Source organism: Sphingomonas sp. Leaf339, from assembly GCF_001426195.1.
Classification (GTDB): domain Bacteria; phylum Pseudomonadota; class Alphaproteobacteria; order Sphingomonadales; family Sphingomonadaceae; genus Sphingomonas.
Map to the genome: position 1 here is coordinate 113,186 of NZ_LMRS01000023.1, position 19,174 is coordinate 132,359.

Annotated in this window: 18 protein-coding genes; 5 read left to right on the forward strand and 13 right to left on the reverse strand. The window is 65.2% G+C overall.

Annotation, left to right across the window (positions count from 1 at the left end; genetic code table 11):
* Window positions 1-7: 7 nt before the first annotated feature.
* From ASG67_RS10745 to ASG67_RS10770, 6 genes are read right to left on the reverse strand one after another with little or no spacing between them, the layout of a single operon-like run.
* Window positions 8-1,009 carry a DUF2891 domain-containing protein gene (locus ASG67_RS10745; RefSeq protein ID WP_056529654.1) on the reverse strand — a complete coding sequence of 334 codons (1,002 nt, stop codon included), beginning with the start codon at window positions 1,007-1,009 and terminating at the stop codon, window positions 8-10.
* Window positions 1,006-1,908: a DUF979 domain-containing protein gene (locus ASG67_RS10750; protein WP_056529657.1), complete on the reverse strand. Its 903-nt coding sequence runs from the start codon at window positions 1,906-1,908 to the stop codon at window positions 1,006-1,008. Before ASG67_RS10750 ends, ASG67_RS10745 begins: the two co-directional genes overlap by 4 nt.
* Entirely contained in the window at window positions 1,905-2,555 is a 651-nt protein-coding gene (locus ASG67_RS10755) for a DUF969 domain-containing protein (RefSeq protein ID WP_056529660.1), read from the reverse strand. Before ASG67_RS10755 ends, ASG67_RS10750 begins: the two co-directional genes overlap by 4 nt.
* Window positions 2,555-6,136, reverse strand: coding sequence for a hydantoinase B/oxoprolinase family protein (locus tag ASG67_RS10760; protein ID WP_056529662.1), 3,582 nt, complete (start codon window positions 6,134-6,136; stop codon window positions 2,555-2,557). Before ASG67_RS10760 ends, ASG67_RS10755 begins: the two co-directional genes overlap by 1 nt.
* Window positions 6,133-6,822: an HAD family hydrolase gene (locus tag ASG67_RS10765; RefSeq protein ID WP_056529665.1), complete on the reverse strand. Its 690-nt coding sequence runs from the start codon at window positions 6,820-6,822 to the stop codon at window positions 6,133-6,135. The genes ASG67_RS10760 and ASG67_RS10765 overlap by 4 nt, the downstream gene beginning before the upstream one ends.
* Window positions 6,819-7,496: a YggS family pyridoxal phosphate-dependent enzyme gene (locus ASG67_RS10770; protein WP_056529668.1), complete on the reverse strand. Its 678-nt coding sequence runs from the start codon at window positions 7,494-7,496 to the stop codon at window positions 6,819-6,821. Before ASG67_RS10770 ends, ASG67_RS10765 begins: the two co-directional genes overlap by 4 nt.
* Window positions 7,497-7,547: 51 nt before the next feature.
* On the opposite strand from ASG67_RS10770, the gene ASG67_RS10775 reads away from it, so the two are divergent.
* Window positions 7,548-8,075: a thiamine phosphate synthase gene (locus tag ASG67_RS10775; RefSeq protein ID WP_056529670.1), complete on the forward strand. Its 528-nt coding sequence runs from the start codon at window positions 7,548-7,550 to the stop codon at window positions 8,073-8,075.
* Here ASG67_RS10775 and ASG67_RS10780 read toward each other — a convergent pair.
* Entirely contained in the window at window positions 8,048-8,749 is a 702-nt protein-coding gene (locus ASG67_RS10780; RefSeq protein ID WP_082543463.1) for a hypothetical protein, read from the reverse strand. The genes ASG67_RS10775 and ASG67_RS10780 overlap by 28 nt on opposite strands.
* A gap of 182 nt (window positions 8,750-8,931) precedes the next feature.
* Between ASG67_RS10780 and ASG67_RS10785 the strand changes: the two genes are divergently transcribed.
* From ASG67_RS10785 to holA, 4 genes are all read left to right on the forward strand, one after another.
* Entirely contained in the window at window positions 8,932-9,366 is a 435-nt protein-coding gene (locus ASG67_RS10785; protein WP_056529673.1) for a DUF3576 domain-containing protein, read from the forward strand.
* 64 nt (window positions 9,367-9,430) lie between these two features.
* Window positions 9,431-11,926 carry a leucine--tRNA ligase gene (gene leuS / locus ASG67_RS10790; RefSeq protein WP_056529676.1) on the forward strand — a complete coding sequence of 832 codons (2,496 nt, stop codon included), beginning with the start codon at window positions 9,431-9,433 and terminating at the stop codon, window positions 11,924-11,926.
* Window positions 11,926-12,468, forward strand: coding sequence for an LPS assembly lipoprotein LptE (lptE, locus tag ASG67_RS10795; protein ID WP_056530517.1), 543 nt, complete (start codon window positions 11,926-11,928; stop codon window positions 12,466-12,468). Before leuS ends, lptE begins: the two co-directional genes overlap by 1 nt.
* Window positions 12,465-13,478: a DNA polymerase III subunit delta gene (gene holA, locus ASG67_RS10800; protein WP_056529679.1), complete on the forward strand. Its 1,014-nt coding sequence runs from the start codon at window positions 12,465-12,467 to the stop codon at window positions 13,476-13,478. Before lptE ends, holA begins: the two co-directional genes overlap by 4 nt.
* On the opposite strand, the gene ASG67_RS10805 is transcribed toward holA, so the two are convergent.
* The 6 genes from ASG67_RS10805 to ASG67_RS10830 are packed head-to-tail and all read right to left on the reverse strand — an operon-like array spanning window position 13,475 to window position 19,162.
* Window positions 13,475-14,380 carry a ParB/RepB/Spo0J family partition protein gene (locus tag ASG67_RS10805; RefSeq protein WP_056529682.1) on the reverse strand — a complete coding sequence of 302 codons (906 nt, stop codon included), beginning with the start codon at window positions 14,378-14,380 and terminating at the stop codon, window positions 13,475-13,477. The two genes, holA and ASG67_RS10805, sit on opposite strands and share 4 nt — an antisense overlap.
* Window positions 14,377-15,159 (reverse strand): ParA family protein, encoded by a 783-nt coding sequence (locus ASG67_RS10810; RefSeq protein WP_056529686.1) that lies wholly within the window; start codon window positions 15,157-15,159, stop codon window positions 14,377-14,379. Before ASG67_RS10810 ends, ASG67_RS10805 begins: the two co-directional genes overlap by 4 nt.
* Window positions 15,156-15,761, reverse strand: coding sequence for a 16S rRNA (guanine(527)-N(7))-methyltransferase RsmG (gene rsmG / locus ASG67_RS10815; protein ID WP_056529689.1), 606 nt, complete (start codon window positions 15,759-15,761; stop codon window positions 15,156-15,158). Before rsmG ends, ASG67_RS10810 begins: the two co-directional genes overlap by 4 nt.
* Entirely contained in the window at window positions 15,758-17,593 is a 1,836-nt protein-coding gene (gene mnmG / locus ASG67_RS10820) for a tRNA uridine-5-carboxymethylaminomethyl(34) synthesis enzyme MnmG (RefSeq protein WP_056529692.1), read from the reverse strand. Before mnmG ends, rsmG begins: the two co-directional genes overlap by 4 nt.
* A 55-nt stretch (window positions 17,594-17,648) precedes the next feature.
* Entirely contained in the window at window positions 17,649-18,929 is a 1,281-nt protein-coding gene (gene mnmE, locus ASG67_RS10825; protein WP_056529695.1) for a tRNA uridine-5-carboxymethylaminomethyl(34) synthesis GTPase MnmE, read from the reverse strand.
* Window positions 18,926-19,162 carry a DUF6489 family protein gene (locus ASG67_RS10830; protein WP_056529698.1) on the reverse strand — a complete coding sequence of 79 codons (237 nt, stop codon included), beginning with the start codon at window positions 19,160-19,162 and terminating at the stop codon, window positions 18,926-18,928. Before ASG67_RS10830 ends, mnmE begins: the two co-directional genes overlap by 4 nt.
* Window positions 19,163-19,174: the final 12 nt, after the last annotated feature.

The following is a 19,174-nucleotide window of genomic DNA, read 5'->3' on the forward strand; positions in this document are numbered from 1 at the left end:
TTTTCCGCTAATTATATAGCGGCTCCAGCGCGAGCAGCGCAAAGGTCGCGAGCCAATGCTCGCCCATATAGGTATCGGCCAGATGCGGCAGGCTCGCCGCCAGATGTCGCTCGGCCGCCGCCTGCGCCGCATCATGCACGGGATGGTCCTCACCCAACCGCGCCGCGATCGTCCGCCAGCACCAGGCACGGCTGAGGTTCAGGCCATCGAGATGCGCGATCTTGCCGTCGTTGCGATCACTGACCATCGCCGGCGTGAACAGCGTCGTCGGTCGCCCCGCCGTCACCTCGGGCAGAAACGCATCGAACCAGTCGCGAAACGCCGGTGCCGGCAGTATCTCGGCCATTAGCAGCGCTTCACACAGCGCCGGCGACAGGAACTCGTCGCCGGCCGGTTCCCAGGCCTGGCAGTGGCGATCCTCGGCGAACCAGCATCGCGCGCGCTCGCCGATCAACGCCGCCAATGCCGGATCGTGCGTCACCGCCCAGCGATGCGCCAATGTCAGCGCGAAGCCGGTGTTGAAATGCGTGCCGACCCGCAACGGATAGGTCAGCTTGGGCAGGAACGCCGCAAACCGCGCCGCGAACGCCGCCGCCAGCGGTGCCAGCACGTCGCCCCAAGGTTTGGAATGACGAACCGCCTCGTCATGCAGCGCCAGCGCCCATGCCCAACCATAAGGCCGCTCGAACCCGCCCGCATCGGGCCGCGCCAGATAGGCAAGCTCGCCCGCCATTTTCTCGGGCACCAGCATCCTGTCTGCCAGCACCGCGATCGACGCCGCCTCCGGCATCGTCGGGAACAGCCGGCGCAAGCGCAGCACCTGCCACCAGCCATGGACGCAGCTATGCCAGTCGAAACTGCCGTAAAATACCGGGTGTAGCGCCGATGGCGTCTCCGCATCCGCCGCTCCGTTCAACACATGGTCCAGCTTGTGCGGATATTCCCGTGTCACATGGCCGAGCGTCAGTCGTGCAAACCGGCCGGCGGTGTTGGCATCGATCCCGGTCATGCGATCATCCAGTACAACAGGAGGATATTGAACAGCAGCAGCGGCAACGCGGTCGGTATCTGGGCGCGGATCACGCTATATCGGTCCTTCAGCTCCAGCAGCACCGCCGGCACCAGATTGAAGTTCGCCGCCATCGGCGTCATCAACGTGCCGCAGAATCCCGCGAGCATACCCACCGCCGCGACGACCGCCGGATCACCACCGGCACCGCGCACCAGCAGCGGCACACCGATCGCCGCCGCCATCACCGGGAACGCGGCAAAGGCGTTGCCCATGATCATCGTGAACACCGCCATGCCCAACGCATAGGCAATCACCGCGCCGATCACGCTGCCGGTCGGGATCACCTGTCCCATCAATCCGCCGACGACCTGGCCGACACCCGCCAGCGCGAACACCGCCCCCAGACTCGCCAGCATCTGCGGCATCACCGCTGCCCAGCCGATATCGTCGATCAACCCCCGTCCCGCGACGAACGCCGCCGCCGGCCGCGCCCGCATCAGGTACAAGCCGAGCGCCAGCGCGATCAGTGTTCCCGCCGCCAGCGCCACCAGCGTCGCCTGTTTCGGATCGACCAGCGTCGGAAACTGCTTGAACGCCAGCGTACCCAGCAACGCTACCGCCGGGATCACCAGCGCCGGCACGAACACCCGCGCCCCGCGATCGGTCGGCATGGGCGCGCCCTCACCCCGCCGCATCCGACCCGTCGCCGCGATCGCCACCAAGGCCAGCACCAGTACGCCGTTGCCGACATCGCCCAATCGGTCGCCGGCCAGAAACGACAGCGCGATCAGCGCCTGAAAAGCCCCGTTCGCCCAGCGCTTCGCCATCAACGACTGAGCGGCGAAGATCACGAAGGTGACGCCCGCCACGCAATAGACGAAGCCGAGCCCGATCATCGCCCGCGGGCCAGTCGCCGGTCGAGTAGCAGCAACCGAAAACCGTGAATCACGAAGGCGGCAAAGGCAGTCGGGATCGCCCAGACCGACAACTGGAACGGCTCCAGCATGATACCATACCCTTCCAGCACCCCCTTCATCAGCAAGATCGATCCGATCGCGATGAAGATATCCTCGCCGAAGAACACGCCAACATTGTCCGTCGCCGCCGCCATCGCGCGCACGGTTTCGCTCTCCGCCTCGTCACGCGGATCGGCCGCCGCCTCCGCCATCGGCGCGACCAGCGGGCGCACCGTCTGTGCCGGCCCGGCGATCGAAACGAGGCCCAACGCTGCCGTGATCTGGCGGAACAGCAGATACCCGATCAGCACCCGCCCGGCAGTCGCGCCGCGCAACTTGCCCACCAGCGCGCGGGCCCGCGCCTGCAACCCATGCCGCTCCAGCAACCCGATCACCGGCAGCACGATATAGATCGCGGTGACATAGCGCGTATCGTTGAATGCCCGGCCGAACGTCGCCAGCACCGCCACCGGATCGAGCCCCGCCGCCAGTCCCGTCACCAGCGCCGACACGATGATGACCAGCAAGGGATTGAAGCGGAGCAGGAATCCCCCCGCGATCACCACGATCCCCGCCAGCACCAGCATCAGGCAGCGGACCCGTAACCGCCGCCGCCCGGCGTCTCGATCACCAGCACGTCGCCCGCTGCCATGTCGACCCGTGCCGTTGCCGCCAGTTCCTCGACCGAACCATCCCACCGTTCGACCCGGTTCGTACCGACCATGCCATCGCCGCCGCCTGCCAGCCCGAACGGTGCGATCCGCCGGCGGTTGCTGAGGATACCGGAGCGCAACGGTGCTCTGAACCGCAATCGCCGCCGCGTGCCGTCACCGCCGCGCCATTCGCCCTCACCGCCCGAGCCGCGCCGGATCGCAAACTCCTCGACCAGCACCGGATAACGCGTCTCGAGCACCTCCGGGTCGGTCAGGCGGCTGTTGGTCATATGCGTCTGCACCGCGTCGGCGCCGGCAAAGCCCGGCCCCGCCCCCGCGCCACCCGCGATCGTCTCGTAATATTGATAGGTGTCATCGCCGAAGGTCAGGTTGTTCATCGTCCCCTGGCTGGCCGCCATCGCGCCCAGCGCCCCCAGCAGGGCATCGGTGACGACCTGACTCGTCTCGACATTTCCGGCCACTACCGCCGCCGGGAAGCGCGGATTGAGCATCGATCCCTTCGGCACCAGAATCGTCACCGGCCGCAGGAAGCCTTCGTTCAGCGGCACTGCTTCATCGACCAGCAGCCGCAGGACGTACAGCACCGCCGCCCGCGTCACCGCCAGCGGCGCATTGACGTTCGAAGGTCGCTGGTCGCTGGTGCCAGCGAAATCAATCACCGCCGTCCCCGCCTCACGATTGACGCGCACCGCCACCTCGACCGCCGCGCCCTCATCCGTCTCGTAGCGGAAACGACCATCGGGCAAGCCGCGCAGCAACTGCCTCGCCATCGCCTCGGCATGCGCCTGCACATGCTCCATGTAACCGGCGACGACATCCAGACCATGCGCCTCGACCAGCCCGTCCAGCCCCACCGCCCCGCGTGCGCAGGCAGCGACCTGTGCGGCAAGATCGGCAAGATTCTGCTCGATATTGCGCGCCGGCCAGTCGCCGCTGCCCAACAGCGCAGCGATCTCGTCCCGCCGCATCCGCCCGTTCTCGACCAGCAGCACGTCGTCGAGGACGATACCCTCGTCGAATAAGGTCCTGCTGTCGGGCGGCATCGATCCGGGACTCGTCCCGCCGACATCGGCATGATGCCCACGCGCGGCGACGAAGAACGCCGGCGTATGACCACCCGCGAAGACCGGCATCACGACGGTGATATCGGGCAGGTGCGTACCGCCTGCATAGGGGTCGTTCAGTGCGTACACATCGCCTGGCCGCATCCCGCGCCCGTCCGCGTTGTCACCACGTTGCTCGATCACTCGACGGATGCTCTGCCCCATCGACCCGAGATGCACCGGAATATGCGGCGCGTTCGCGACGAGATTGCCGCGTACGTCGAACAGCGCACACGAGAAATCGAGGCGCTCGCGGATGTTCACCGACGCCGCACTGCGTTGCAATGCCGCGCCCATTTCCTCCGCCAGCCCCATGAACAACCCGGCGAAAATCTCCAGACGCACCGGATCGACCGCCGCATCCGCCCGCTCCCGCGCGCGGGGCGTGACGCGTGACAGGACTAGGCTGCCATCAGTGATCACCGCCGCTTGCCAGTCCGGCTCGACGACGGTTGTGGATACCGGATCGACGATCAGCGCCGGCCCCGGCACCACCGCTCCAGCCGCCAGTCCTTTGCGCCGGTGCAACGGCATCGTCCGCGCCTCGCCCGCCATATAGGCGACCGTTTCGCCGATCGCCGGCGATGTCTCGGCGGGCAATGACGGTGCGACCGCTTCCGTGCCCTCGTCACCGATCGCCTCGACCCGCACCAGTTCGACCACCAGCGCATCGTCGCCCAGAAACCCGAACCGCTGGCGATGCGCCGTCGCGAACGCCGCCGCCATGGCATCGCTATCGCCAGCCGCCACCTCGATCGGCTGATCGACACGGGCATAGCGGATTTGCGCCCAAGCCTCGGTGCGGATCGCGGTCTTGGGCAACCCTTGCGCGGTCAGCGCCGCTACCGCCTCCGCCGCCAACGCGGCCAACGCGTGGTCGAACGCCGCCCGGTCGGCCAGTGGCGTCGCCAACGTCGCCTGTCGCATCGTCCGCCGGCTCGCCAGCCCCATACCGAACGCCGACAATACGCCTGCCAACGGGTGGATCAGGACCCGCTCCATCCCCAGCGCATCCGCCACCAGACAGGCATGCTGCCCGCCTGCACCACCGAAGCATGCCAGCGTATAGGATGCCGGATCTTCGCCCCGCGCCACCGACACCGCCCGGATCGCCCGTGCCATATTGGCCACGGCGATCGCGACCAACCCCTCGGCCGCCGCTTCGCGACCCATTGATTCGCCGGTCGCCGCCGTCACTTCGGCACACAGCGCATCGATCGCTGCGACCGCCGCATTGCGATCGAGCGGCTGGTCGCCACCGGGGCCGAACAGCGCCGGAAACTGCGACGGCATGATCTTGCCCAGCACCAGATTACAGTCGGTAACCGTCAGCGGCCCGCCACGCCGGTAACAGGCCGGTCCCGGATTGGCCCCGGCCGACTCCGGTCCCACCAGCAACCGTCCACCGTCGAAGCGGCAGATCGATCCACCCCCCGCCGCCACGGTATCGATCCGCATCGTTGGCGCTGCAACACGCACGCCGCCGATCACTGCGTCGTGCCGCCGTTCCAGCGTGCCGGCATAGAGCGACACGTCGGTCGAGGTGCCGCCCATGTCGAACCCGATGACATGAGTGAAGCCGGCCCGCGTTGCCGTCTCTGCCATGCCGACGATCCCACCCGCCGGCCCGGACAGCAGCGCATCCTTGCCGCCAAACGCTGCCCCTTCGACCAGCCCGCCGCTCGATTGCATGAACAATGGCCGCTGCCCCGCCAGCGCCGTTCCCAGCCCTGCGACATAGCGTCCCAGCACGGGCGACAAATATGCATCCGCCAGCGTCGTGTCGCCGCGCGCGACCAGCCGGATCAGCGGCGCCGTCCGGTGGCTGACCGACACTTGCGTAAAGCCGGCCTCCCGCGCCAGATCGGCCAACGCCTCCTCATGCGCGGTGTAGCGCCAGCCATGCATCAGCACGATCGCCACCGCCGCGATCCCCCGCGCCCGCGCCGCCGTGAAAGCCGCTATCGCCGCTGCGCGATCCAGCGGCCGCAGCACATTGCCATCAACATCGATCCGCTCGTCGATCTCTGCCACCTCGGCGAACAGCGCCGCCGGTCGCTCGATCGCGCGCGCGAAAATATCGGGTCGGTCTTGATATCCGATCTTCAGCGCATCGCCGAAGCCGCGCGTGATCGCCAGCAACGTCGGCTCGCCGCGTCGTTCGAGCAAAGCGTTCGTCGCGATGGTGGTGCCGATACGGATATCCGCGGGTGGCAATGGCCCCTCGGCAATGCCGGTCAGGTGGCGGATCGCGGCGACGGCTGCATCGTCATAGCGATCGGGGTCTTCCGACAACAGCTTGGCGACCTGCAAACTCCCATCGGGCGCGCGAGCAACGACATCGGTGAAGGTGCCGCCGCGATCGATCCAGAAATGCCAGCCTGCCGTCATGCCGTCGCGCGTTCCTCCATGCGGTGATCGAGCAGCTGCGCCACCTCGGCATAATCACCGGCGACGGCGTCCACCCCCAGCGCCAGCAATCGCGCGCCATGATCGGGTGCGCAATGCGTACCGGCGGTCAGGCCGATCACATAAGCCCCCGTCTTCACCGCGCCCGTCACGCCGATCAACGAATCCTCAAAAATGACGCAGCGATCGATCGGTACGCCCAGCATCGCCGCGCCGTGCAAATACAAATCCGGCTCCGGCTTGCCCCGCGCGACATGTTCGCGCCCGGAATACAGATGCGGCCCGAATTCGTCGCGCAGGCCGAGATGCCGCAGGTGCGCGTCGATCCAATGCGTCGTGCTCGACGACACGATAGCGCGCGGTAGCGACGCGGGCAACGACCGGACGAACGCCGACGCGCCAACGACCTCATCGACCCCCTCCGCCACGACCCGCGCATCCTCTAACGCCCGTGCTTCATGGAAGCGCTCGGGCAGTGGTCCGCCGATCCAGCTTCTAACCGCGTCGAGGAACCCCTCCCCCGACAAGCCGGTGAAATGCGCCATCGCCTGTGCCGGCGTCGTCGGATAACCCAGATCGGTCAGCAACTCCGCCAGATGCCGATTGCCCGCTTCCTCGCTCTCGATCACCACGCCGTCGAAATCGAACAAGATCGCATCGAACTTCATGGCTTCGCCTCCCGCGCACCGAACAGGGCCGTGCCGACGCGGACATGCGTCGCCCCCATCATCACCGCCGTCTCCAGATCGTCCGACATGCCCATGCTCCGCCCGGCCAATCCATGATCACGCGCCAGCTTGCCGAGCAGCGCAAAATAGGGGGCTGGCTCCACCCCAAAGGGCGGAACCGCCATCAGCCCGGCCACCGGCAGACCGGCATCCCAGGCCTGAGTCAGCAAGGCCGGCAGGTCCGCGATCGAACAGCCGCCCTTCTGCGCTTCCTCGCCGATATTGACCTGCACGAAACAGGTCGGTCGCCGGCCGGCGCGGTCCATCGCGGTGGCGAGGGCCGTTACCAGCGACGGCCGATCGACGGAGTGTATCGCATCGAACAGCGCCACTGCGTCCGCCGCCTTGTTCGACTGCAACTGACCGACCAGATGCAGCGTGACGCCATCATATCGATCGCGAATTTCCGGCCACTTATCCTGCGCTTCCTGCACGCGGTTTTCGCCGAAGACCCGCTGCCCCGCCTCCAGCAACGGCAGGATCGCCGCGGCCGATTGCGTCTTGCTGACCGCCACCAGGGTCACATCCTGCGGCGACCGATCCGCGAGTCCCGCCGCCCCGGCGATCCGCGCCCGGATCGCGGCCAGCCGCGTTGCACTGTCCTGTTCGTCCATGCCCGCGCTATAGGGGCCACCGTGCGCCGCCGATACCCCGAGAGCTGGTTGATGACCGATGAGCGGCTGGAAGACCGGCTATGGTCGATCCTGCTGCATATGCCGCCTGGCAGCGGTGTCGTCTTCCGACATCGTGCCACGCGACCAGCGGAGCGGCGTGCACTGTTCCAGCGGGTGCGCCGCATCACCCGCGCCCGGCGACTGGTGCTGTTGGCTGTCGATCCGCCCCTGCCGGGTTCCGCCGGACGCCATGGCAGGGTTGCGGGCGCCACCAGCTGGCCGGCACATGACCGGGTCGAAGCAATCGCTGGCTTCCGCGCCGGCGCGAAGCTGCTGTTCGTATCGCCGCTATATGCCACGCGTTCGCACTCTGGCGCAGCCGCCCTCGGCCCGATCAAGGCGCGACGTATTGGTCAAGGGTTAGGGATCAGCGTGATCGCGATGGGTGGCATGGATGCGCGCCGCTGGCGTCGCATCCGTCATTTGGGGTTTACTGGTTGGGCAGGTATCGATGCATGGCCAATCGGCCCCTCCGCATCGATCAGCGATCGTCAGAAACGGAAAGCGGTGCCCACATAAACCGCCTGGCTGTCACGACGCTGGTCCGCTGCCTGCGTCAACCGCTCGCGATCCGACCGATACCGGACGCCCGCCGTCACATCCAGATTGCGCGTCAGCGAATAAGAACCGCCTAGATCGACCGAATAGCTCGGAAGATCGGCGACCGCCCGCGGCGTATCCGCCAGCGGCCGATCGGCCACCGCGGCAACCCGACCGGTCCACCGCTTGCCCGAATAGCTGAGCGCGACATCGGCCGCCTCGCGACCGCCGGGCTGGCTGGCCAGATCGACACGGGTCACATCGCTAGCGATCACGAACCGCTTCCAGCCGACGGCGACCCCCAGATTATACGCGATCGGTGCCAGGCCGATCGTTGTATCGGCAACAGCGACACTGCGATCCGGCGCACCACGATTCGTCCGCGCGCGGACAGCCACGGTCATCGCCCGCGTGTCATGCCTCGACTCGGCCGGGGTGAAACGGAAATCGCCACCGAAATTGCCACGGGCCAACAGAGCGGCAAGACGGGGATCACCCGCCGCCGGCGTGAAACCGCCGACGCTGCGCACCGTTTGACGAGTCGGTGCACGCAACGACTGCTTGTCGGTGGCCCCGAACGCGGGCGCGACGAGAGTGCCCGCGGCAACAAGTGCCCCGGCAACTATCCCGACGATGATGCGCCCCGCGATCATTAAGGTCTCCAATTGGTCCCCGTCCCGAAACAGCACGTACCATGATTCGATCCGGCGTCGCCATCGGCGCACGGCGATTTATACTACCTGTTGCACAGCGCACACAGTCGGGCGCGCTGCTTGCGGGCGCGGGCGCCCCCCTGTAGAGGCCAAGATTGATTTTTCCCGCAGGATTCACGCCCATGCATCGTCGTTCCGCCCTCGCGCTCGGGCTTGTCGCCGCGCTGTCGCTTTCCGCCTGTGCCAGCAAGGGTGATCGCCCGAAGAGCGATCTCGCCGCGTCGCGCGTCACCACCATCGGCGTGAACAGCTATCTGTGGCGCGCCAGCCTCGACACCCTGTCGTTCATGCCGCTGGTCCAGACCGACTCGAACGGCGGTGTCATCGTCACCGACTGGTACGTCAATCCGCAGACGCCGACCGAACGGATGAAGGTGACGGTGACGATCCTCGACCAGGATCTTCGTGCCGATGCGGTCCGTGTCGCCGCGCTGCGTGAGATCAATCGCGGTGGCCAGTGGGTCGCCTCGCCTGTGCAGGCCGCCACCACGCAGAAGCTGGAGGACCTGATCCTCACGCGTGCCCGCGACCTGCGGCGTTCCTCGATCGCCGGCTGATACCGCACTTCCTGCCCGTGCCGATCTGTGGCCGGGCGGCATGTTAGATACGGAGTTACCAGGAATGTCGCGTTTCAACGCGCTCAAGGCCGATGCGCATTGGCAGCGTGTATGGGACGAGCGCCACACCTTCGCCGCCGACGACGCCAGCACGAAGCCCCGCGCCTATGTGCTTGAGATGTTTCCCTATCCATCGGGGAAAATCCATATGGGCCATGTCCGCAACTATACGATGGGCGACGTGCTGGCCCGTTATCGGCGGATGACCGGGCACGAAGTGCTCCACCCGATGGGTTGGGACGCGTTCGGCATGCCCGCCGAGAATGCCGCGATGGAAAAGGGCGTGCACCCCGGCACCTGGACCCGCGCGAACATCGCCGCGATGAAGGCGCAGTTGAAGCGGCTGGGCTTCGCACTCGACTGGACGCGAGAACTGGCGACATGCGAGCCGAATTACTACGGCCACGAACAGGCCCTGTTCCTCGATCTGTTTGCGGGCGGGTTGGTCTATCGCAAAGAATCCTCGGTCAACTGGGACCCGGTCGATATGACCGTGCTCGCCAACGAACAGGTGATCGACGGTCGCGGCTGGCGATCGGGCGCGGTCGTTGAGAAGCGCAAGCTGAGCCAGTGGTTCCTGAAGATCACCGATTTCGCCGATGAACTGCTCGATGGTCTGGGCAAGCTGGAGCATTGGCCCGACAAGGTCCGGCTGATGCAGGAAAACTGGATCGGTAAGAGCCAGGGACTGAAGTTCAGCTTCGCAACGTCGGACGGCCATCAGGTTGAGGTATTCACGACCCGCCCCGACACGATCTTCGGCGCCAGTTTCGTCGCGGTCGCCGCCGATCACCCGATCGCGCGCGCACTCGCCGAGGGTAATCCGGATGCCGCCGCTTTTATCGAGCGCTGCAAACAGGGCGGCACCACCGCCGCTGAGCTGGAGACGCAGGAAAAGCTCGGCTTCGACACCGGCCTGACCGCACAGCATCCGCTCGACCCGAACTGGCAGTTGCCGATCTACATCGCGAACTTCGTGCTGATGGAATACGGCACTGGCGCGGTCTTCGGCGTGCCCGCACATGACCAGCGCGATTTCGATTTTGCCCGCAAATACGACCTGACGATCAAGCGCGTCGTTTCTGACGGCGCCACCGACGAGCCGCTGTTCACCGATGAACAGGCCTATACTGGCGCCGGCACCATCGTGAACTCGTACTTCCTCGACGGCATGACGATCGAGGATGCCAAGCGCGCCGTGATCGACCGGGCCGAGGGTGAAGGCTGGGGCACCGGCACCACCGTGTTCCGCCTGCGCGACTGGGGCGTCAGTCGCCAGCGTTATTGGGGCACACCGATCCCGATCATTCACTGTGACGCGTGCGGCGTGGTGCCGGTGCCGCAGGACCAGCTGCCTGTCATTTTGCCCGACGACGTGTCGTTCGCCATCCCCGGCAACCCGCTCGACCGGCATCCGACCTGGAAGCATGTCGCCTGTCCCTCCTGCGATGCCGACGCCGTGCGCGAAACCGATACGCTCGACACATTCGTCGATTCGTCTTGGTATTTCATCCGCTTCGCCAGCCAGCCGGACGATAAACCCTTCGACCGGGCCGAGGCGGAACGCTGGTTACCCGTCGCGCAATATATCGGTGGTGTGGAGCATGCGATCCTCCACCTGCTCTATGCGCGCTTCTGGACTCGGGCGCTGCGCCACATCGGCAAGCTCGATATCACCGAGCCCTTTGCCGGCCTGTTCACGCAGGGCATGGTGACGCACGAGACGTACAAATCCTCGGACGGCCGCTGGCTCGCCCCCGACGACGTGCGCGACGGCACCGAGATCGCAACCGGTAATCCAATCACGATCGGCCGCGTCGAGAAGATGTCGAAGTCCAAGAAGAACACGATCGATCCCGAGCCGATCGTCGATCAATATGGCGCCGACGCCGTCCGCTGGTTCATGCTGTCGGACAGCCCTCCAGAACGCGATCTGCCGTGGTCCGAAGCCGGTATCGAAGGCTCATGGCGTTTCGTCCAGCGCCTCTGGCGGCTGTTCGGTGCGGATGTCGACAATACCACGGGTAATGACCTGCCTCTGCGTAAGCTCGCCCACCGCACCACCGCCGGCGTCGCCGAGGCGATCGAGGGATTGCAGTTCAACAAGGCGGTGGCGCTGCTCTACACGCTCGCCAATGCGATCGAAAAGGCACCTGCCTCCACCGACCGTCGCGTTGCCATCGACACGCTGCTGCGCCTATCATCACCGATGGTGCCGCATCTGGCCGAGGAAGCATGGGGCATGGCCGAACATGACGGCCTGATCGCCGATGCTCCCTGGCCCATTGTCGATCCGGCCTTGCTGGTCGATGACGAGGTGACGATCGCGATACAGGTCAACGGCAAGCTCCGCGACACGCTGGTCGTCGCCAAGGGAACACCGAAAGATGTGCTGGAAACAACGGCGCTGGCGAGCGACAAGGTTATCCGGCTGCTCGAAGGCCAGTCCCCGCGCAAGGTGATCGTCGTGCCCGACCGTCTCGTGAATATCGTCGCATGATGGCTCGGTTGCTCCTCGTCGCAGGGATCGCGCTGACACCGATGCTGTCAGGTTGCGGACTGCGGCCCCTTTACGGTGGTGGTTCCAGCGGTAGCGTGGCGTCGGCGCTGACCCAGGTCGAAGTATCGCCGATTGAGGGCAAGGCCGGATGGCTGATCGCCACCTCGCTGCGCGATCGGCTGGGTGCCAGCGGCTCCCCCCGTTACCGGCTCGATATCCGGCTGGACGACCAGATCGTCGGCTTGGGCGTTCGCCAGGACGACAGCGTCACGCGCGAACGGCGGACGCTGCGAGCGCGGTTCCAGTTGATCGACCTGACGGATAGCACGGTCGTCGTCGATGCGACGGCAGGTTCGGACGCCGGTATCGATGTCGTCCAATCCGAATATGCGACCATCGCGGCCGAGAATACCGCACTGGAACGCCTGTCGGGCATCGTGGCGGATAAGATCGTCGCCCGGATCGCCCTGTATGCCCAGCAACGGGAAAGCGGCACGGAAGCGCCACCTGCGGCACCGCCCGCCCCTATCCCGGTCCCGTGAAAGCCAGCGCCAACCAGATCCGTCAGGCGCTTGCCGCGCCACGTCTCCGCTTCTACCTGCTCCACGGTCCCGACGAAGCCGGCGCTGGCGCACTGGCGGCCATATTGGCGCAAGCGATGGGCGATCGGGCGGAGCGCGTCGATCTGGACGGCGCGGCGCTTCGTTCAGACCCGGCCCGGCTGGCTGACGAGGCCGCGTCGATGTCGCTGTTCGGCGATGCCCGCCATATTCGCGTGACCGGCATGGGCGACGAGAGCCTAGCTGCCGTCACCACACTGCTCACCGCCGAAGCTGCGGGCAACCCGGTGGTCGCGATCGCACCCAGCGTCCGCTCGACGGCCAAGATCGTCAAGCTAGCAATCGACTCCCCCCACGCCCTCGCCTTCGCCTGCTATCCCCCGACCGCGCAGGATGCCGAACGACTGGCGACAACGTTGGCCGGCGACCGGGGTATGCGGCTGGCGACGGGCGTTGCTGCACGGCTGGTTACGGCCAGCAGCGGCGATCGGTCGGTGATGGCGCAGGAGATCGAGAAGTTTGCGCTGTTCCTCGATGCGGCACCCGATCGACCCCACGAACTCGACCATCAAACGCTCGATCTCGTCGGCGCCGATCTAGACGAAGCGGAAGCAACTCGGGCGGTGGAGGCGGTGGTCGAGGGGCGACCCGATCATTTGGCCGAGGAACTCAACCGGCTGAGCGAGGCCGGCACGTCGCCCATTCCCTGGTTGCGGCAGATCGCCCGCCGGCTCGTCGCCCTGATCGATATGCGTGCAGACGTGGCGAACGGCGAACCCGTCGACGCCGTGATGAAGCGTCACCGCGTATTCTTCCGCGACGAAGATGCAACGGCACGGGCGCTACGCCGGTGGACGCCGATGATGCTGTCGACGGCATTGGCCCGTACCCGTGCCGCCGAACGCGCGGTGATGAGCCCAGGCAATGCGGGTGGCGTGTTGGCGGACGAGGCGGTGCTGCAACTCGCCCGCGCGCTGGCACGGCGAGGCTAGATCGTTTCGCCGGTAAGGCGCTGGCAGATCATGTCGAGCTGATCGAGCGTCGAGTACCCCAGCGTCAGCGAACCGCCTTTCTCGCCATGGGTTACGGACACCGCCACTCCCAACAGGTCAGCCAACTGCCGCTCCAGTGCCGCGATATCCGCGTTGCCGGCGTCCATCCCGCCCTGCGCCGACGGTCGGTTCGCCCCGCCCCGATTTCGCGGCGCCTTGCTCTCTCGCGCCAGCTTCTCGGTTTCGCGAACTGACATGCCGCGGGCGACGACCTGCGATGCCAGCCCCTCGACATCCGGTGCGCCAAGCAACGCCCTGGCATGACCCATCGACAGCGACCCATCGACGACCTGAGCCTGAACCTCGTCGGGCAGCTCGAGCAGCCGCAACAGGTTTGCGACGTGACTACGCGACTTGTGAACGATCTTGGCCAGCGCATCTTGCGTATGGCCGTACTCACCGGCGAGCCGCTGATATGCCTGCGCTTCTTCGATCGCGTTCAGATCCTGGCGCTGGATATTCTCAATCAGCGCGATTTCCAGCGTCTCGGCATCGTCGAGATCGCGCACCACGACGGGCACTTCGTGCAACCGGGCGCGTTGCGCCGCGCGCCAGCGACGCTCTCCGGCGACGATCTGGAATTGATGGCCATGCGGCCGCACGACGATCGGTTGGATCAACCCGCGTGCCGCGATCGAAGCGGCAAGCTCATCCAGCAGCGCCTCGTCGAACCGGCGACGAGGTTGATCCGGGTGCGGCGCCAGCGAATTGACTGGCAGCATCCGCAATCCGCTCGGCGCTTCCGTATCGGAGGCAACCGGAGCCTCACGGGCCATTTCGCCCAGCAAGGCATCCAGTCCCCGACCCAGACCGCCCCGCGGCCGACGCGCAGCTTCGCTCATGCCGCAGCTGCCGCGCGTGGCAGGCGCTGGATCATCTCACGCGCCAACGCGATATACGCTTCCGAGCCTGAGCACCGATGATCGTAGATCAACGCCGGCAATCCATGGCTGGGCGCTTCCGACAGGCGGACATTACGAGGGATCACCGTTTGAAACACGACCGATCCCAGCACGGCACGCACGTCAGTCGACACCTGTTCTGTCAGGCGGTTGCGGCGGTCGTACATCGTCAACGCAACGCCCAGGATCGAGAGACCGGGATTGAACCGGCTACGGATACGCTCGACCGTACTCAGCAACTGAGACAGCCCCTCCAACGCGAAGAACTCACATTGTAGCGGCACCAACAGGGCGTCGGCCGCGACCATGGCATTTATCGTGAGCAATCCGAGCGATGGGGGACAATCGATCAGGATAATGTCCCAGTTACTTGTCGATCCCTTGAGCGCAATATCGAGACGATGCGTCCGCGCGTCGAAGTCGACCAGTTCGATCTCCGCACCCGATAGATCGACGGTCGCCGGCATCAAATCAAGCCTCGGCACTTTGGTCGGCACCGTCGCCTGAGACACGGTGGAAGACCCGATCAGGACATCATAGCTTGAACGCTGCCGCTGTGACTGTCCAATGCCGAGGCCTGTAGACGCATTACCTTGAGGGTCGAGATCAATCAGCAGCACCCGGCTGCCGGTAGCGGCCAGTGCCGTACCCAGATTGATGGCGCTGGTCGTCTTGCCGACCCCGCCCTTTTGGTTGGCGATCGCTATGACCGTCGTCACGGGCGGGGCTCCAGCACCAAAATCGACGAGTCGGAACGAGTGAGACTTTGTTCCACGTGAAACACCAGCTGATGACGGGCGCATAACGCCGGGAGCGATGAGGCATCCACCGTCCCTCGCGGTAGCAGCCATCGCGTCTTCTTTGTGGCGCAATGAGCAGCAGCAAGCAAAAGTTTTTCCACCGAAGCGACAGCGCGAGCCGTTATGACATCCGCCGTCCAGTCCAAATTCTCAACCTTGCTGACCGCCACATGCGCGTCCTTCAGGCCCAGGCGCTCGATGCTCTCCGCCAAAAAATCCGCCCGCTTGCGTCGCGGCTCAACCATCATGATTGGGCTGCAACCGGCGACGGCCAATACCATTCCGGGAAACCCCCCACCCGTTCCGATATCCAGCCAGCGCCCGGCAGAGCCCGCAGCAACTTCAATCAACTGCAAAGAATCGACCACATGTCGGTCCCAGATCGCCGGGACCGTCGCCGGCGATATCAAGTTCTGCCGGCCATTCTCCGTCACCACCATCTCCACGAAGGAAGACAGCCGAGTAAACCCGCGCGCATCAACCCGCTGCCGGACCCATTCCTGTGCTTCGATTTCCGTCACGCTGCCAACTTCTTGGCATGGAGCAACACTGCCGACAGCGCGGCCGGTGTCACCCCTCGCACACGGGCAGCCGCGGCGAGAGATCGCGGGCGGCTCGCACCCAGCCGAGCGACCATCTCCAAAGAAAGGCCGGGTACCGTCGCGTAATCGATGACGTCCGGCAAAAACACATCCTCATCCTCACGAAGACGACGCACCTCCTCAGCCTGTCGTTCGAGATATGGGGCGTAGCGCGCGTCTTCGACGATCTCGCTCACGATGCCCGAATCGACACCCTCAGAAGCCTGTGGCGCGATCTGGTCCAGGGTCACGCCTTCGAATCGCAGCCATTCCCATGCCGTCCGCTTGGCTCCATCACGACTGACACTTGCTCCTCGATCGGCGACCTCACTCGCGGAATGGACAGTCGCGAGCCGCTGGCGAAATATCGAACGTCCTGCCTCACGCCGTTGCTGATGCTCCACCCTTTGCTTGCTGACGCACCCCGCCGCTCGCGCGGTGCCGCCCAGCCGCGTTTCCGCATTGTCCGCCCGCAACGCTAAACGATATTCGGCCCGCGCCGTCAGCATGCGGTACGGCTCGGTTACGCCCTGCAATACCAGGTCGTCGATCATCACACCTATATAGGACGAAGCACGATCCAATCGGACTGGCTCAAGATTCATTACGTGAGCCGCCGCATTCAATCCTGCGACCAACCCCTGCCCCGCTGCTTCTTCATACCCGGTGGTTCCGTTGATCTGCCCCGCAAAGAACAGGCCGGGCACGCTACGCAGCGCCAATGTTGGCTCAAGCGCACGCGGATCGATGTGGTCATATTCCACGGCGTATCCGGCTACGGTGATCTGGGCATGCTCCAGTCCCGGAATAGTCGCGAGCATCGCCGCCTGCGCTATCGCCCCGATCGAAGTCGACAGGCCGTTTGGATAGACTGTGGAGTCGTTCAGCCCCTCTGGCTCGAGGAAGATCTGGTGTCCGTCGCGATCGCCAAAGCGATGGATTTTATCCTCGATCGACGGGCAGTATCGCGGTCCGGCCCCTTCGATCGCGCCGGAGAATAATGGGGATTCGGGGATCGCTTCACGGATGACTGCATGGGTTGCTGTCCTCGTTCTGGTGATCGCGCATGCAATCTGGGGAATGGAACGCCTCGGCGTCAATGCCGACATCGTCCAATCGTCATCATCCGATGGCTGCTCTTCCAAACGTGCCCAGTCGATCGTTCGACCATCCAGCCGCGGCGGTGTGCCTGTTTTCAGCCGAGCCATCGGCAGGGCCATGGAGCGCAATCGGCTGGCTAACGGTCCCGCCGCTCGCTCATCGGCCCGACCGCCCTCACCCCGCTCACTTCCACGAAACAGGCGCCCGCCAAGGAAGGTCCCGGTGGCAATGACGACGGCTCGTGCGGACAGCTTCGTGCCATCGGCCAACATGACACCGGCGATCTGCTCCCTCTCGAGGGTGAGATCGATGACGTCGCCACCGATCACCTGGACTCGCTGCTCGGTAGCTACCATCGCCCGAATTGCAGCAGCGTAAAGCAACCGGTCGGCTTGGATGCGCGGACCCTGTACGGCCGCGCCCTTGCTCCGGTTCAACATCCGATGATGGATCGCCGATGCATCCGCCGCTCTCGCCATGAGTCCGTCAAAGGCGTCGATCTCTCGAACGATATGCCCCTTCCCCAATCCGCCAATCGATGGATTACAAGACATTATGCCCAAATTATTACGGTCGAAAGTAACGAGGGCGACTTCGGCCCCGCGCCGCGCGGCGGCCATCGCGGCCTCCACCCCAGCATGGCCAGCGCCGATCACAATCACGTCAAACATGGCATTGCCTTACCGCTAACTGCCGTATGCCGTCAAAAACGTTCCACGTGGAACATCATTTTCCCAAACAGAACCGGGAGAAGAGAGCGTCGAGCATTAATTCGGTAGCATCTGCACCAACGATCCCAGCCAGCCCTACGCGCGCGCGACGTAGGTGTTCTCCCATCAGAAGCGGATCGTTGGTCGACGTTTTCAACTCCACCGCCGCCCCTCGACAAAGCATCCGATGACGTTCGCGCAGAGGTAAGGCATCAGCTTGAGGCAATAGCAATGCGGCACGCTGTTCGATCTCATCCCATAACCGATCGACACTCTGCGACCGATCCTGACGCACCGCGATGGTCGGCCCCTTCGGCAAATCATGCCGCTCCGGCAAATCAGCGCGAGGATACACCCATAGTGCGTCCGGCCGTGGAGGCCGGGTGTCGTCTAGCCACAGCAGAATATCGGCGGACGCGATCGCCTGATTGGCGCGCTCGACACCCATCGCTTCAATGACATCTCCGGTTTCCGTCAAACCGGCGGTATCCAGCAGAATATAGGCGATACCGCGCCGCATCACCGTCGCTTCGATCCGATCACGTGTCGTCCCCGCGATCGGTGAGACGATCGCCGCATCTCGCTCCGCCAGCAAATTGAGCAGAGTGGATTTGCCCGCATTGGGCGATCCGCCGATCACGACCCTGATCCCGTCCCGTAGCCGTTCCACCGACGGGGCCGCCGCCACCGCTCCGATCTCGGCGGCCAGATCGTGCATCCCGCCGATGATACTTGCTACCTCATGATCGCCCGTATCGACATCATCCTCGTCGGCATGGTCAAGAGCCGCTTCGATCCTCGCCGAAAGCTCTGCGATCCGATCCAGCCATCGCACGATCTGCTGACTGATCCGGCCTTCCGCTGCCGCGAGCGCGGTAACCCGCTGCGTCTCGGTTTCCGCTTCCAACAGATCCGCCAGACCCTCCGCTTCAGCCAGATCGATCCGTCCGTGCATCAGCGCCCGGCGGGTGAACTCACCCGGCTCCGCAATCCGGCAGGCGGGTATCTCGCTCAAAGCTCGTTCCACGGCCGCGACGACCGCGCGACCGCCATGGCAGTGCAATTCCACCACATCCTCACCAGTGGCGGTTTGCGGCCCGGGAAAGGCGATCACCAACGCTCGGTCCAGCAGCATCCCGTCCGCATTCCGTAGCGGCCGCAACGTCGCCTGACGCGGCGGAGGTACCGATCCAGCCAACGTAGTTGCCGCGGCCATCGCCACTGGACCGCTGATCCGGATCACTGCGATCCCCGCCGGTGGCCGTCCGCTGGATACGGCGAAGATCGTATCGATCATCCGCCCGCGGGCTTCGTCGCCCCCTCCATCAGCCGGCGCCAGAATGTCATCCCCGCTTCACCCATCGGCGCCCAGCTGCGCATCATCGCCTCCATGGCTTCGGGCCGCATGTTGCCCTCCATCGCCTCGCCCATCACTGTCAGATAGCGATCGTGCAGCGCGGTCAGGTCGGGCAGGCCCATGGCCCGACGCGCCTCTTCCGGTGTGCAGTCGATCTCGATCGTCACTTTCATGATCTAGTTTCC